The organism is Methylobacterium sp. CM6241, from assembly GCF_054817845.1.
In genome coordinates this window covers 3,377,775-3,391,757 of record NZ_CM139246.1, presented here as the reverse complement: position 1 = coordinate 3,391,757, position 13,983 = coordinate 3,377,775, and the positions used below count along the sequence as shown (strand labels likewise).

16 protein-coding genes are annotated in these 13,983 nt (G+C 66.7%); 3 read left to right on the top strand and 13 right to left on the bottom strand.

Going from position 1 to position 13,983, the window contains the following annotated elements; genetic code table 11:
* Positions 1 to 149 precede the first annotated feature (149 nt).
* From ACYQR9_RS15885 to ACYQR9_RS15850, 8 genes are all read right to left on the bottom strand, one after another.
* A complete protein-coding gene (locus ACYQR9_RS15885; protein ID WP_056434067.1) occupies positions 150 to 1,544 on the bottom strand; it encodes a TolC family outer membrane protein in 1,395 nt (464 codons plus the stop codon).
* A 186-nt stretch (positions 1,545 to 1,730) separates the two neighbouring features.
* Entirely contained in the window at positions 1,731 to 2,396 is a 666-nt protein-coding gene (locus ACYQR9_RS15880) for a protein-L-isoaspartate O-methyltransferase family protein (RefSeq protein ID WP_461227250.1), read from the bottom strand.
* Between the two features lie 189 nt (positions 2,397 to 2,585).
* Positions 2,586 to 3,386, bottom strand: coding sequence for a fructosamine kinase family protein (locus ACYQR9_RS15875; protein ID WP_461227248.1), 801 nt, complete (start codon positions 3,384 to 3,386; stop codon positions 2,586 to 2,588).
* Positions 3,383 to 3,850 carry a low molecular weight protein-tyrosine-phosphatase gene (locus tag ACYQR9_RS15870; protein WP_461227246.1) on the bottom strand — a complete coding sequence of 156 codons (468 nt, stop codon included), beginning with the start codon at positions 3,848 to 3,850 and terminating at the stop codon, positions 3,383 to 3,385. Before ACYQR9_RS15870 ends, ACYQR9_RS15875 begins: the two co-directional genes overlap by 4 nt.
* A gap of 22 nt (positions 3,851 to 3,872) precedes the next feature.
* Complete coding sequence (locus ACYQR9_RS15865) at positions 3,873 to 5,240, bottom strand: NTP/NDP exchange transporter (RefSeq protein ID WP_461229819.1); 1,368 nt, start codon at positions 5,238 to 5,240, stop codon at positions 3,873 to 3,875.
* A 14-nt stretch (positions 5,241 to 5,254) separates the two neighbouring features.
* Complete coding sequence (locus ACYQR9_RS15860; protein ID WP_207412507.1) at positions 5,255 to 6,004, bottom strand: NADPH-dependent F420 reductase; 750 nt, start codon at positions 6,002 to 6,004, stop codon at positions 5,255 to 5,257.
* The gene (locus tag ACYQR9_RS15855) at positions 5,988 to 6,917 is read right to left on the bottom strand and encodes an aldo/keto reductase (protein ID WP_461227244.1); all 930 of its coding nucleotides are present in this window, start codon (positions 6,915 to 6,917) and stop codon (positions 5,988 to 5,990) included. The genes ACYQR9_RS15860 and ACYQR9_RS15855 overlap by 17 nt, the downstream gene beginning before the upstream one ends.
* A 67-nt stretch (positions 6,918 to 6,984) precedes the next feature.
* On the bottom strand, positions 6,985 to 7,272 hold the full coding sequence (locus ACYQR9_RS15850) for an MTH1187 family thiamine-binding protein (protein ID WP_056434053.1): 288 nt from the start codon (positions 7,270 to 7,272) through the stop codon (positions 6,985 to 6,987).
* A gap of 154 nt (positions 7,273 to 7,426) precedes the next feature.
* Here ACYQR9_RS15850 and ACYQR9_RS15845 point away from each other — a divergent pair, with 154 nt between their 5' ends.
* Positions 7,427 to 7,837, top strand: a complete 411-nt coding sequence (locus ACYQR9_RS15845) for a hypothetical protein (RefSeq protein ID WP_056434050.1) — start codon at positions 7,427 to 7,429, stop codon at positions 7,835 to 7,837.
* A 145-nt stretch (positions 7,838 to 7,982) separates the two neighbouring features.
* On the opposite strand, the gene ACYQR9_RS15840 is transcribed toward ACYQR9_RS15845, so the two are convergent.
* The 3 genes from ACYQR9_RS15840 to ACYQR9_RS15830 all read right to left on the bottom strand — a co-directional run bounded on the left by ACYQR9_RS15840 (position 7,983) and on the right by ACYQR9_RS15830 (position 9,819).
* Positions 7,983 to 8,372, bottom strand: coding sequence for a hypothetical protein (locus ACYQR9_RS15840; RefSeq protein ID WP_246747979.1), 390 nt, complete (start codon positions 8,370 to 8,372; stop codon positions 7,983 to 7,985).
* Positions 8,373 to 8,551: 179 nt separating this feature from the next.
* Complete coding sequence (locus tag ACYQR9_RS15835; protein ID WP_244477934.1) at positions 8,552 to 8,803, bottom strand: hypothetical protein; 252 nt, start codon at positions 8,801 to 8,803, stop codon at positions 8,552 to 8,554.
* Between the two features lie 563 nt (positions 8,804 to 9,366).
* A complete protein-coding gene (locus ACYQR9_RS15830; RefSeq protein WP_056434039.1) occupies positions 9,367 to 9,819 on the bottom strand; it encodes a tellurite resistance TerB family protein in 453 nt (150 codons plus the stop codon).
* Positions 9,820 to 10,342: 523 nt separating this feature from the next.
* Between ACYQR9_RS15830 and ACYQR9_RS15825 the strand changes: the two genes are divergently transcribed.
* Positions 10,343 to 10,705, top strand: coding sequence for a YybH family protein (locus tag ACYQR9_RS15825; RefSeq protein ID WP_461227241.1), 363 nt, complete (start codon positions 10,343 to 10,345; stop codon positions 10,703 to 10,705).
* 164 nt (positions 10,706 to 10,869) lie between these two features.
* Positions 10,870 to 11,082 carry a DUF6494 family protein gene (locus ACYQR9_RS15820; RefSeq protein ID WP_056434031.1) on the top strand — a complete coding sequence of 71 codons (213 nt, stop codon included), beginning with the start codon at positions 10,870 to 10,872 and terminating at the stop codon, positions 11,080 to 11,082.
* A 10-nt stretch (positions 11,083 to 11,092) separates the two neighbouring features.
* On the opposite strand, the gene ACYQR9_RS15815 is transcribed toward ACYQR9_RS15820, so the two are convergent.
* A complete protein-coding gene (locus tag ACYQR9_RS15815) occupies positions 11,093 to 12,343 on the bottom strand; it encodes a glutamate carboxypeptidase (RefSeq protein WP_461227239.1) in 1,251 nt (416 codons plus the stop codon).
* A 216-nt stretch (positions 12,344 to 12,559) separates the two neighbouring features.
* The gene (gene pyk / locus ACYQR9_RS15810; RefSeq protein WP_461227237.1) at positions 12,560 to 13,981 is read right to left on the bottom strand and encodes a pyruvate kinase; all 1,422 of its coding nucleotides are present in this window, start codon (positions 13,979 to 13,981) and stop codon (positions 12,560 to 12,562) included.
* Between the last annotated feature and the right edge of the window lie 2 nt (positions 13,982 to 13,983).

The following is a 13,983-nucleotide window of genomic DNA, read 5'->3' as shown; positions in this document are numbered from 1 at the left end:
TCGCTGCACTCATCCGGACGACGCTCGGGTCACATGGTTAAAGAAGTATTTCGATCACTCTGAGTATTTCACCACGGGCGCCGGAAACAAGGACCGGCAGGGCGCAAGGCACAGGATAACACCGGCGCCCTGCGAGTTCCTCGCGACCCTCAGCGTCCGTCAGGCGTACGCACGCCGTACCAGAGATCCTTGATCTGGTCGAAATGCTCCTTCGGGCTGTAAGCCACCACCGGGATCGACGTGAAGCGCACGGTGAGGCGGCCCACCGCCTGGACCACGCCGTAGGAATTCACCACGCGGTCGCGCTGGGCGAGAATGAGGTTCACGCGTGAGTTCAGCAGTTCCTGCTGAGCGTTCAGCACGTCGAGCGTGGTGCGCTGGCCGACACGGGCCTCCTCGCGCACGCCGTTCAGCGCCACTTCGTTGGCCTGCACCTGGGCCTGCGATGCGATGACCTGGGCCTTCGCTGCTTCGAGACGACCCCAGGCCGTGACGATGGCCGACCGGACCTGGTCGCGGATATCCTCGACGTTGATCCGCGCCTGACCCACCAGTTCCTTGGCCTGGCGGATCTGCGAATAGGTCTGGCCGCCCTCGTAGAGCGGGACCGAGATGCGGCCGACGATGGAGGCGGTCACGCCGTTATCGCCCGGGAACTGCGTATCGTAACGCTGCTGGACGCTGCCCTGCAGGGCGGCGGTCGGATAGAGCGCGCCTTCGAAAATCTTCACCTGCGCTTCGGCCACATCCACCGCATGAAGCGAGGACATGATCTGCGGGTGCTCTTTCAGGCCGATGGAAATGGCGTTGTCGAGGTTCGGCGGCACGAACCGGTCGAGGGGACGTCCCGGCGCCAGCTGCCGCGGCTCGACGCCGATGATGCGCCGGTACGTGCCGATGCTGGCGCGCAGGTTCGCCTCCGCGCCGCTGACGTCGGAGCGCGCGCCGGCGAGACGGGCCTCGGCCTGGGCGACGTCGGTCCGGGTGACCTCGCCGACATTGAAGCGGTCGCGGGTCTGGCGCAGCTGCTCCTCGAGCACCTCGACGTTGTTGCGGCGCAGTTCCAGGGTCGCCGTGTCGCTGAGGACCGACATGTAGATCTGGGCGGCGTTGAACAGGGTCGTCATCTCGGTGGCGCGCAGCGATTCGCGCGTGCCGAGCACGTCCGACTGGGCCCGACGGGTCTGGTTGTCGGTCTGAAAGCCGTTGAACAGGGTCTGGTTGATCGTCAGCCCGGCGCCGCCGGGCTTCGTCACCTGATTGAGAGAGATGCCGCTCACACGGCCCTGACTCTGGGTGAGGCCGATATCGGCGTCGAGACTCACGGTGGGGCGGTAGCCGGACTTGGCCTGCGCGACGTTCTCATCGGTAGCGCGCAATCCCGCACGCGAGGCGTTCAGCGCCGGGTTGGCGCCATAGGCACGGGCCAGCGCGCTATCCAGCGTCTCGGCCACGGCCGGAGAGGCGGCGGCGAGCGTCAGCGCGGCGAAGCCACCCAGCCGTAGCCGGAAGCTTTTCGCAAGTTTGCGTTGTCTCACGTCCATCTGCCCTTGCGGTTTCTCGATGAACCGGTCGGCTGTTCGTCACAGCCATAGCGCCTAGGGTGCCATCCGGATTGCCCGCCTCACAGGTCAGCTTAGCGGAGGTTGTGCTTCAGGGCATCGGCGGAGAGGGATTAGGCGCGAGATTGATGGCGCAGTGCCGCATAAAAGCGACACCTGCTCCCGCGGCTAGAACGAAAAATGCGAATCCGCGCTGAACGCCGAGAGGGCCGGAAGCGAGGCGTCGAAGAGCGGCCGCGCTCCGAAAGCATCCCCGGTCCTGATGAACAGGGTGGCCTTCGCGGCCCTGTCGCGACCCATCACGCAGACGAGGCGTCCGCCATCCTTCAACTGATCGAGGAGGGATTGAGGCCTCGTCTCGACGCGGCCGTTCACGAGGATCGCGTCGAACGGCCCCGACTTCGCCGCCCCCTCCTGCAAAGGACCGTGAACGATCTCAATACCGTCCGTGCCCGACAGGCGGCTCTCGGCCTCGGCGGCGAGGGTCTCGTCGGATTCGAGGGCGACGACCCGCACGCCGAGCTGCCGCATGATGGCGGCGGCGTAACCGTAGCCGGTGGCGACATCGAGGGCGACCTGACCCGGCGTGAGCTGCAGCGCCTGGATCATGCGGGCCAGGATCATCGGGGCCGGGACGGCGCGATCCGATGTCGCCGGATCCTGTCCGGTGATGCGGAGGGATTGGTCGATATAGGCGAAGTCCTCACGGCCCTGCGGCACGAAGCGCTCGCGCGGCACGGCTTCGAAAGCGTCGAGGACGGGGATGTCGTTGACATCGAAAGTCCGCAACTGACAATCCACCATGAGGCGTCGCGCCTGCGCGTAATCGAGCATGGGTTTCGTCTTCCCTCGTCGCATCGACCGTAGGCGCCCCTCCGCCTCATCCGGATATTCGGAAGGGGCCGGACGCCAGCGCCGAAGCTTGCCGGGTTGTCGTGGATCGGCCCTCAAAACGCAAGGTTCGAGGCGTGGTCCGGTCGACGGAAGACGGCTCCGCTTCGCCTGCTGGAATGGGCGGAGGTTTCAGCAGCCGGTGGCGTCGAGCAGCGTCTCGACCATGGAGCGGTAACCCAATCCGAACAGGCGCAGATGCACCAGCGCCGGCCACAACTGATAGATCGCCCGACGCTCGGGCATGCCCGATTCGGCCGCACCATACGCCTCCCGGAAGGCCGGGCCGGGCGCACCGAACAGCGACAGCATCGCGAGGTCCACTTCGGCATGGCCGTGGTAGCAGGCGGGGTCGATGAGCCCGGAGACGCGGTCGCCGTCGATCAGGACGTTGCCGCTCCACAGGTCGCCATGCAGCAGGGACGGACGCGGACGGGCCGGAAGACGCTCGGGGAGCGCCCTCGCCAGGGCCTCGATCCTTCGCCTGAGCGTGGGGTCGAGATGAAGAGCGTGGCAGAGCAGCCGGTGCTCGCTCCAGAAGTCGGGCCAATTCTCGCTCCGGCGATTGTCGATCCGCACCGTCCCGAAGGCGTAATCACGGGTCCAGCCGTAATTGTCGCCGGTCACGGCATGGAGGCGCGCCACCACGTGGCCGAGATCCGCATCCGCGTTGCCGCCGCGGGCCGGCAGGGGCTCGATCACGAGGGTCCGGGCATCGGCCGCGAACACCTCCGGCGCGGGAATTCCGGCGGCGCGGATCGCGCAGAGCATCCCGGCTTCCGCCAGTGGATCGGGTCCATCCTTGACGATCGCCGCGCTGCCGTCGTCGAGCACGATCCGCACGAGGCCGGAGAGGTCGCCGCCGCTCATGGGCTCGACCCGCACGAGACGGCGCCCGAGCAGCGCCGCTCCACGCTCTGCCAGTGGCATCATGCCGTGAGCGCGCGCACGAGGTGACGGGCGCCCAGGGTCACGTCGGCCCAGGTGGCGTCGAACCCCGCCTCCGCGCCGTAATAGGGGTCGGCGACCGCCTCGCCCCTGCGCCCGGGCACATGGTCGAGGAGAAGCGACAATGCGGCGCCCTCTTTCGGTCGAAGCCTGCGCAGCACGGCGAGATTGTCGCCATCGAGGGCGACGATGTGGCTGAAACGGGCAAAATCCGCCGGCTCGACCTGACGCGCACGGTAGCCGGACATATCGACGCCGTTGCGCCGGGCGACGGCCAGGGCACGCGGGTCGGGCGGTTCGCCCGCATGCCAGCCGCCGGTGCCGGCCGAATCGACCTCCGCGTCGAGACCCGCCCGCTCGGCCTCGACGCGGAACGCCGCCTCCGCCAGGGGCGAACGACAGATGTTGCCCAGGCACACGAACAGGACGGCTGGCTTGCCTGCGGACATAACGGCTCCTCGAATGTCGATGTCAGCGGTCGCGCGACGGCCCGGTCGCCCGATCCTTGTCGGAGCCTTCCACTTCTTCCATCGCGACCCGCCTCGCTTCCTGCCGACGGCCGAGCCAGAGGCTGTTCAGGAGCCAGGCTGCCGAGAGTGGCACAGCCGTGACCGCCACGGCCGTCGAACCGAGGCCGAGGGCCGCGATCCCCGCGAAGGACCATGCGCCGATCTGGTCGCCGGTGCGGTAGACCACGGTGTCGATGAAGTTCTTCGCCTTGTAGCGGTCCTCACGCGGGACCACCGTGAACAGCACCTCGCGGATCGGCCGGGCGATGGCGAAGTTGCCGGCCCGCCGGAAAACCTGGAACGCCACGATGGCCGTGATCGTGGGAGAGAGGGCGAGCGCCGCGAATCCCAGGATGCTGGCCGCCGGCAGAAGCGCGAGGGCGGGGCCGACCCCGATGCGCCGCACGATCCGGCCGGTGAGGAAGAATTGCACGCCGAGAGTGAGCAGGTTCACCAGCAGATCGACGCTGGCGAAGAATGCCGTCTGCGAGCCGCGATCGGGGAAGCTGCGCTTGGCGATGCCGGCCTGCTCGAAATACAGGAAGGTCGAGGTCACCGAGAACAGCAGTAGGAACAGCCCAATATTGAGCAGGTAGGGCGACTGGAACGTGCGGGTGATGCCCGCGAAGGCACTGCCGCCGATGGCCTCCGACGGGGCGGCGTCGCCCGTGACGGGAGCCCGGTTCAGGCGGTCGGACAAGCGCGCGAGGCCGCGCATGCTGAACACCGCCACCTCGAGGAGCAGGGCCGCGCCGATGAGGAGCGCCCAGGTCGGCACGTCGCGGGCGAGGATCGCCGTCGTCGCCGATCCGGCGATCGCCCCGAGAGTCGCGCCGGCGGCGATGAAGCCGAACAGGCGCTTGCCCTGCTCGGTGGAGAACACATCGACGATGGTGGCCCAGAACACCGAGACCACGAACAGGTTGAAGATCGAGAGCCAGACGAAGAAGGCCCGGCCGATCCAGATGTCGCCCTCCGGCCCGGCGAAATAGAGCGCCCCGGCGAAGAGCAGGATGTTGGCGGCGAAGAACCGATAGGTCAGCGGCACGAACCGGGCGCGTGGCAATGTCTTTACGAGCCAGGCGAAGGGGACGTTCAGCGCCAGCATGCCCACGAGGGTGCCGGTGAACAACCAGGGCAGGTTCTCGATCCCGCCGGCGACACCCATCTGGTCGCGGATCGGCCGGAGGACGTAATAGGCCGCCAGGATCGAGAAGATGTAGGCCCAGGACCATGCAAGGGCCGGCACCTCCTCCGCCTGTACGTCGATGAGCCGCCGCAGCCAGGGCGGGACGTAGCCACCGCTACCGGCGGTCAGCGGCTTTGCCAGCCCTGGCCCGTCGCTCAACGGGTGACCCCGAAGCGCGCCCGCGATTCCTCCGCATTCAGGTCGAGGCCGAAGCCGGGGGAGCCCATGGCGAAGCTGTCCGCCTTGGCCAGCGGCCCGACCTCCACCGGATCGAAGCCCGCATCCTTTACGAGTTGGGAAGCGATCGCGAGCGCCGCGGGATCGTCGCCGGCGATGGGGATTGCCATGCGTCCGCCTTGGCGATGGGCGTTCTTGGCGAAGACCTTGTAATTGGCCGCGTTGAAGGCCCGGACGACCTTCGCCCCGTTCAGATATTTGGCCGAGACCGCCGCGATGCCGTTGGCCTGGACCTCACCATAGACTTCGCCGTCACGGGCCTGGGTCGCGTTGCCGGCATCGATCACCACCTTGCCCTTGAGCGCGGCGGCATGGTCCTGCGCCAGCTGCGGATAAGCCTTGTAGGGCACCGCGATGAGGATGACGTCGCCGAACGCGATGGCCTCGGCCGGGCTGCCCGCCCTCGCCTTCGGCCCGAGTTCCTCGACGAGGCCCTTCAGCTCCTCCGGGTGGCGCGACGACAGCATCACCTCGTGGCCGGCCTTGGCCCAGAGGCCACCGATCGTGCCGCCGATATTGCCGGCCCCGACGATGCCGATGCGGACCGGCTGCGGTGCAGCCTGGGCCGAGGCGGGACAGGGTGATGCCAGCAGGCTCGAAGCGGCGAGAAAGCCGCCTACAAGAGCGATGACGGCACGGCGGTTGAGGACATCAGAGCGCGTCGACATAGGCCTCCATTCGGGTTCGCTGGGCGGCATCGGGCAACCGGCCGCGGGCCGCGCCGAGATTGTCCTCGACATAAGCCGCCTTGGCCATGCCGGGGATCGGGCAGGTGACGGCCTCGTGGGCGAGGACGTATTTCAGGAAGAATTGCGGCCAGCTCGCGCAGTCGAACTCCGCCGTCCAGGGCGGCAGGTCGCGTCCCTGCACGGCCTTGAACAGGCGGTCGCGCCCGAAGGGCACGTTCACCATCACCGCCATGCCGCGCTCTTTCGCCAGCGGCAGGATGCGCTCGGCGGCGCGGCGGTCGTCGAGGGCGTAATTGACCTGGATGAAATCCATCGTCTCGCGCCGCATCACCGCCTCGAGATCCGCGAACTGGCTGTCTCGCCAGACCGTGACGCCGATGTAGCGGATCTTCTTTTCGGCCTTGAGCTCACGCAACGTGGCGAGGTTCATTGCCGTATCGCTGAGGTTGTGGACCGCCACGAGGTCGATCCTGTCGGTCGCCATGCGGCGGAAGGAGCGTGCGATCTCGACCGCGCCGGCCTCGCGGCCCGGTGTCCCGACCTTGCTGCAGAGGAACACCTTCTCGCGCAGACCGTCCTGGGACAGGATCTGGCCGAGGACGTCCTCGGCCGTGCCGTAGCTCGGCGCCGTGTCGATGACCGAGCCGCCGAGCGCCACGAACCGCTGCACCGCCTCGCGCAGGGGCGCGATCTTTTCGGGAATCGGCTCGACCTCGTAGCGGCGTGACGTACCGATCCCCATGGCGGGGAGCATCTCGCCGGAGGACGGGATGGCGCGGCGGATGAGACCGCCCTCCTCCGCATGGGCCGGGGACGTGGCGCGCTGCAGCAGCGGCACGATCAGGGGAGCCAGGCCGGCACCGGCCAGGAACGCACGTCGGGATGGATGCATGCGGGCTCGGTCCTCATCCGGGGATCGGGCAGGGTCAACGCCGCTGCGCCGCCAAGGTGCCAACGGATCAGGAAACGGCCGTCAGCTTGTCGGCCATGGACTGTTCTTTGTCCCGCCGCGACGAGAAGGCCATGGTGAAGAAGACCCGCTGAACGCCGAGCTGGCTCAGCTTCTCTTCGCAGAGTTCGATGAGCCGGCAGATGTCGGCGAGCTCGCCCTCGATATTCGTGCCGTTGGCATGCATCTCGGCGTTGAGGTGGCTGGTCTCGAGGATGGTCTTGATCTCCTTCACGTAGGAGGAGACCGAGGGTCCGACCCCCATGGGGACGATGCACAGATCCGCGACGACTTTCATGACGGTTCTCCTTGGCAATGCGGGCAAACGGGATAGCCGATCCCGATGGTCCTAGAGGCGTCTCGACGGCCTGCGTCGCCAGCGCCCAGGGGCCGATGGGAACGGCCGGGCGCCCGGTCCGTTGATGGGCATACCTCACAACAGGATGTTTCGAATGCGCAAGCTCGCACTCCTCTCGGCCGCGGCCGTCAGCCTCGGTGCCCTCCTCGCGGCGGCACCTGCGGAAGCCCGTGGCTGGGGCCATGGCGGCGGATACGGTCATGGTGGCTTCGGCGGCCACGGTGGATACGGTCATCGCGGCGGTTATGGCCGTTACAGCGGTGGTTACGGTCGCTACGGCGGCGGCTACGGTCGTGGTTACGGATATGGCCGTCGCGGCATCGGTCCTGGTGCCGCCATCGGCCTCGGCGTCGCTGGCTTGGCTGCCGGAGCCATCGCGGCCGGAGCCTATAACGGTGGTTACGGCTACGACGGTTACGGCTATGGCCGCCCCGTCGGCTATTACGGCGGTTACGCTCCCGCGCCGGCCTATGGCTACGGATACGGTGGTTACTACGGCTACTGAGCCGAAACGGTATGAGGAAACGAAGGGGTCGCCGCGAGGCGGCCCTTTTTGCATTCGCTTATCGCTGTCGCCTGTTCCGAGCCATTCCGGCTCATGAAACAGCGACGGATCGGAAGCACACCGTCTCCGCCCCGATGCGGCGCGATTAGGGTGGTGCGAAGATCGTTATGTTGCTGTTGATCTGGTAGGCCGCCGTCGGCGGCGTATTGACGAAGCGCAGGCGGATGGGGCTTTCGCCCAGGATGGCTCCGAAGGACGGCGTCACCGTCATGGGAAAGCAACGGTTCACGGCATCCCTCGCTGCCTCCTCGAACCGTTTCCTGGCGTCCTGATCGCCCTGGAGGCGGCGCGCCGTGACGAGAGGTGGACCACGCAGCTCACCCGTCTTGCTGATGCCGAACAGGAACGCGATCAGCGATCCCCTGGTATCCGGCGGGACCGACCAGCAGGACGCCAACGTCGCACGAAGGTCCGCCCAGTTGTTTACCGCAACTGCCGGTGACGGAGACTGAGCGAAGACGGTGGTCGACATCATTATGGACAATCCGCCGAGCACCGCCGCGCCGAAACGGCACACGATGACAAACCGGCGGATCGGTTCATGTTTCATGGTGGTCAGTCTAACCGCCACTTCGGCCCGGAGCAAAACGGCGCCCATCTGCCCGCTTTGCGACTACCGGGCTCGCCCGTTCGTTGGCGCGTTCGGCCTCGGCTTCACCGCCTCTTCGAGACGTGGAAGATGGCAAAGCCCGCCAGTGCCGCGAGGCCCAGCGCGAGCGGCCGGTTATCGTGGAAGGCGCCGAGCGCACGTGAGCCCGCATCGCGAAGATCGCCGACCACGGGGTTGCCCTGAAGGATGTTCTGAGCGCGCTCCAGATTCTCAGTCCTCGTGCTGATGGACACTTCGAATTCGTCGCCGTGGCGTTCGATATCCACGCTGTTGCGGGCGAACCCGGCACGTGCCAACCGCTCCCTCGCCGAGCGAGCCGCCCGGAGAGACGGGACGATAACCGAAGCTAAAGCGCTGTCAGACATTCATTTCCTCCAATTTGGATGGACGAACATCTTTGAAGGCTCATCGGTTCCTTGACGAAGACCGCATTCGGTTTGCGCTCCCGGCGTACGACGTCAGTGCACTGCTTGACCCGAGGGCAAGTTCAGGCTGCGTCCGTCGTGCCGGCACAGATTCCGAGGCCGTGGGCGAAGCCGGACACAGGGGCCCGGCTCGCTGTGGACGGCGTCAGGCCATAGTCCAAGTGAGGAGCATGATCCCACTGAGAAAGATTCCGTAGGTGATCGCGATGGCGGCGATCTCGCGGTGTTCGTTGACGATGTTGCGGGAAGCGAGGATCATGGCAATGACCGGCAAGGGTTGGATGCCGGCTCTATAGTCGAAGGATTTCTAACGTGTGGTCGTCATGAATGGTTAATATGATTTTAACCATTCGGTGTCGCCCGCCGGACACACCCTTCGATGTGCCGGTTCGCATCGATGACTTAGATCGGCCATGCAGGACGCATCGCCCCGGTTACGACGGGATCGACGGCTTCACCGGAGCCAGCCGGAGCAGAGCCTCCTTGTCGACCAGAAGGGCGGCGGCGATTTCATCGAGAGCGATGTGCTCGACGTCGCTGATCCCCTCGTGATCGGCGGCATCGGCCGCGATCAGGAACACCCCGTTTCGTTGATCGATGGACCTGTCGGCGATGGCGGCCACGCGGCTCAGATTGTCCGCCCGCCCGACGCGGGTCCGGGCCCGCGCGATCCCGTCGAACAGTTCCGCCTCCAGCATCAGCGTATCGTATCCCTTCTCGATGATGGGATTCGCCCGCATGGCCGCGAGTGCGACCTCGACCTCCGCCTCGTCCACCTCACTGTCGGCCACGATGACGTTCGAGGCTGCGGATACGGCCGCATACATCAGCGTCTTGTCGCCGACATAGGCGGTGACGCGTTCGAGCAGGTTCTGAAAAATGCCCATCAGGGACTCCTTGGGGCGGTCCGGCCGAGGGCCGCGAACGGGCAACGCTCGAACCTGCCATTCGGAATCGTATGCAAAGTTCGCACGCCGAACGCACGAGCTTTCTTAGGCCGGCAGGCAGTGACGTCACCGCATGGCAGAGCCTGTGTCATCGGTGCCGCCACTCATCGTCGGTGTCGTGGCACGGCAATGCGAGCGGTCGAGGGAATTCGCGACGTCGGTCGGTCTCGCCGAACCGGGCCCTCAGCCCCGACAGGCCATGTCGGGCGATCCACGGCGTCGCCCGCAGTTGAGGTTTAGGCGAGGTTCGATCGACGGCTGGGGTTGATGCGGAACCGGAACCAACCTCCATCCGACCTCCGAACCGGCGGAGGCCATCCCCTTCGGTGAACGGCGCTCTACATTCCGCATCGCCGGCTCGGAACGCGCGGGAAGGCAAGGACGGGACTGCGGGCATTTGGCCCTGGGCACCACGGCTTCGATATGTGCTCGCTGAACCGTCGAAGAAACGGATGGAGAAGAGATGAGTTTACAAGGCCAAGCGATCGCTGATCTCTGGGATCAGACCTTCAATAAGGGCGACACCGCCGCATTGGGAAAGCTCTACAGCGACGAGGGAAAGGTGATCCCGGCGGGGGGCTCGCCCGTCCAGGGAGCGGACAAGATTTCCGCTTTCTTCGCCGACCTGCAGGCGAAGGGATTCAAGGACCATAAGATCACGGTCCAGGACACCACGCAGAGGGGCGAGACCGTCATCCTCGCCGGGCTCTGGCAGCTGACCGGACCGGGAGAGGGAGGTCAGTCACAGAGCTATGGGGGCAATTGGGTGAATGTTCTGGAGCCTCATGGCGATGGTTGGCGCGCTCTGCTCCACACTTGGAACTGAGTGACACCTGGAACTGAGCGACATCTGGAACTGAACCATCCTCGGTTCGCCGGGCCAGCATCCCGGCCCGGCCCACATCCCGTTTCGAGGGATGAGCCTATCCGGACCCGCCGGGTCATAACCGGTCCCATCGCCTCTATCGGGGCAAAACGGAGGAACACGTCATGGACGAGGATCGCTTCAACATCGAACTGCGCAAGTTCCTGAAGGAAGTCGGAGTGACGTCGCAGCGTGAGATTGAGCGTGTGGCCCGTGAGGGTCAGGTGCCGGGCGGGTCTTTGAAGCTTCGCATGACTCTCACGGCCGAGAACGCGCCGCTGGAGCACGTGGTCGAGCGCACGATCTCACTGGGCGAAGATCCGGGCACGACACGCTGACCTGTCACGATCAGCGCCCTGCCTCCTTCGACACCTCCATGAACAGGCGGGTCGCGAGGTAGAGCCTCGGCGTGATGCTGGCGAGGACCGCGAACTCGTCCGTGCTGTGATAGCGGCCCCCGACGATGCCGAGGGATTCGAGGATAGCGGGTTTCGCCGGGCTGTCCGGCTGGAAGGCGTAGCCCGCATCCGTCCCCCCGCCGATCTCCGCCAGCATGAGCTCGGCACCCATTTCGGCATAGACGGCGCGCGCGCGTTCCCCGAGGGCCTTCGTCCCCGGATTGCTCGGCAGAGGCGGGCGGCCTTTTGCGAGATCGAAGGTCACCTGCGTATCGGGAACGCGATGCGATTCGGCGATCTTCCGTCCCTCGGACAGGACGCGGTCGTACTCGCTCGGCACGAAGTAGCGCATGTCGCCCTCCGCCTTGGCGTCATCGGGAATGATGTTCGGTTTGGTGCCGCCATGGACCACGGTCCAGTGCAGGCTCGTCCCCTTGGCTGGGTCTCCGAGATCCTGAAGCTGGAGGATCTGGTGGGAGAGTTCGACCACCGCGTTGCGTCCGGCTTCCGGCGCGCCGCCGGCATGGGAGGCACGGCCTTTCACGGTGAGGCTCGCGTAGTTGATGCCCTTCGTCGCCACGGTGACGGCATCGACGCCGGCTTCGGCGAAGGAGGGTTCGAACGACAGGACTACGTCCTGATCGCGGGCGATCCTGGCGATCTCGTCGCGCGACCCACGCGAGCCGCGCTCCTCATCGGGATTGAAGACCACCGTGAGGGTACCGTAACCGTCGAACCGCAAGGTCTCCAGGATGGAAAGGAGGTGCAGGATCATCGCGATGCCGCCCTTCGCATCGGCGACACCCGGTCCATAAGCGCGGCCTTCGCGCTCGGTATAGGGGCGCTTGGCAGCGTCGCCCGTGCCGAACACGGTGTCGTAATGCACCAGCAGCATGATCTTGCGCGTGCCGCTGCCCGATCGCGTGCCGATCACCGTGTTTCCGCCGAAGACGGGGGCGTTGCGGGTGCTGACTACGAGTCCCGAGGCTTCGAGGCGAGCCTTCAGGAGCGCCTCGACCTTGGACAGGCCGGACACGTCGCCGGTGCCGCTATCGAGATCGACCAACCCCTTCAGCGTCTCGCGATACGGGCCGTCCTGCGCCTTCACCGCTGCGAGCACGGTGTCATCCGGAGCGGACCGGGCGGCGAGCGGCGCCAGCGCCATGAGGACGGCGAGGGCCAGAGACGCGGTCGTACGCATGGAAATCTTTCTCGTCGTAGGCCGACGCAGCGAGCCACGATCTATCCGGCTCGTAGGCTGCCCGTCCCGGAGTTTGTCGCATCGATCGTCACAGAACCGTAGAGACCGGTCCGACGCAAGGATCGCGCGGCTTGCGGGCTAACCGGCCGGGTTTGGGCCGGGTCGCCAGGCGTGCCCCTTGTTCGGACCGTCGTCGCGCGCTCCGGCTGATACGGCCTATGCGGACGGCACGTGAGCGATGCGGACGTTGTTCGTCGTACCGGCCACGGCGAAAGGGATGCCGGCGGTGATGACGACGAGATCCGTGGGCTTGGCGAAGCCCTCTTTCACGGCTTGGTCGATGGCGCCCGCCACCATCTCCTCGTAGGTGGTGACCTCCGCGGCCTGGACGCTGTGCGCGCCCCAGAGCAGGCAGAGCCGGCGCGAGGTCTCGAGGTCCGGCGTGAGCGCCAGGATCGGCACCTCCGGGCGCCGGCGTGCGATGCGCGCGGCGGTGGTTCCGCTGAGCGTGTAGGCCACGATGGCGGCGGCGTTCACCGCATCGGCGAGGCTGGCCGTCGCAGAGGCGATGGCATGAGGTGGCGTTTCCTCCTCTTCGGGGTCCGAGGCGGTGATGAGCGAGCGGTAGAGCTTGTGCGTCTCGGTGCGATGGATGATCCGGGCCATCATTTCCACGGTCTCCACGGGAAATTTTCCCGTAGCGGATTCCGCCGAGAGCATCACCGCATCCGCCCCATCATAGATCGCGGTGGCGACGTCCGAGGCTTCGGCCCGGGTCGGTGTCGGGGCCGAGACCATCGAATCGAGCATCTGGGTCGCCACCACCACGGGCTTCACCGCGAGGCGGCAGGCGCGGATCAGCTCCTTCTGGCGCCCCGGAACGTCCTCCTGCGGGATCTCCACGCCGAGGTCGCCGCGCGCCACCATCACGGCGTCCGAGAGGCGGATGATGTCGTCGATGCGCTCCAGGGCCTGGGGCTTCTCCACCTTGGTCATGATGCCGGCCCGGTCGCCGATCAGCCCGCGCGCTTCGATCACGTCGGAGGGCTTCTGCACGAAGGAGAGCGCGACCCAGTCGACGCCGAGCTCCAGCCCGAAGGCGAGGTCGGCCCGGTCCTTGGCGGTGAGCGGCGAGACGTCCAGCAACGTGCCGGGGAGGTTGACGCCCTTGCGGTTCGAGAGGGTGCCGCCGATCACCACCTCGGCGATGATGCTGTCGCGGGTGAGGCCGGTGACACGCACCCGCACGCGACCGTCGTCGATGAGCAGGTCCTGCCCCGGCGCGACGGCGGCGAAGATCTCCGGGTGCGGAAGGGGGACGGCGTCGCGTCCGCCTTCGGCGCCATCGAGGACGAAGCGGAGGCTCTCACCCGGGACCACGTCGAGGCGGCCGCCGGCGAGTGTTCCGAGGCGGATCTTGGGGCCCTGGAGATCCTGCAGAATGCCGATGGGCCGGCCCACCTCGTGCTCGAGCACGCGGATCGCGGCATGGACCACCGCGTGGTCGGCCTGCGTACCGTGGCTGAAATTGAGGCGGAAGGTGTCGACGCCCGCCAGGAACAGCCGGCGCAGCATCTCGGGCGACGCGCTGGCGGGGCCGACGGTGGCGACGATCTTGGCGTGACGGAAGCGGCGCATGA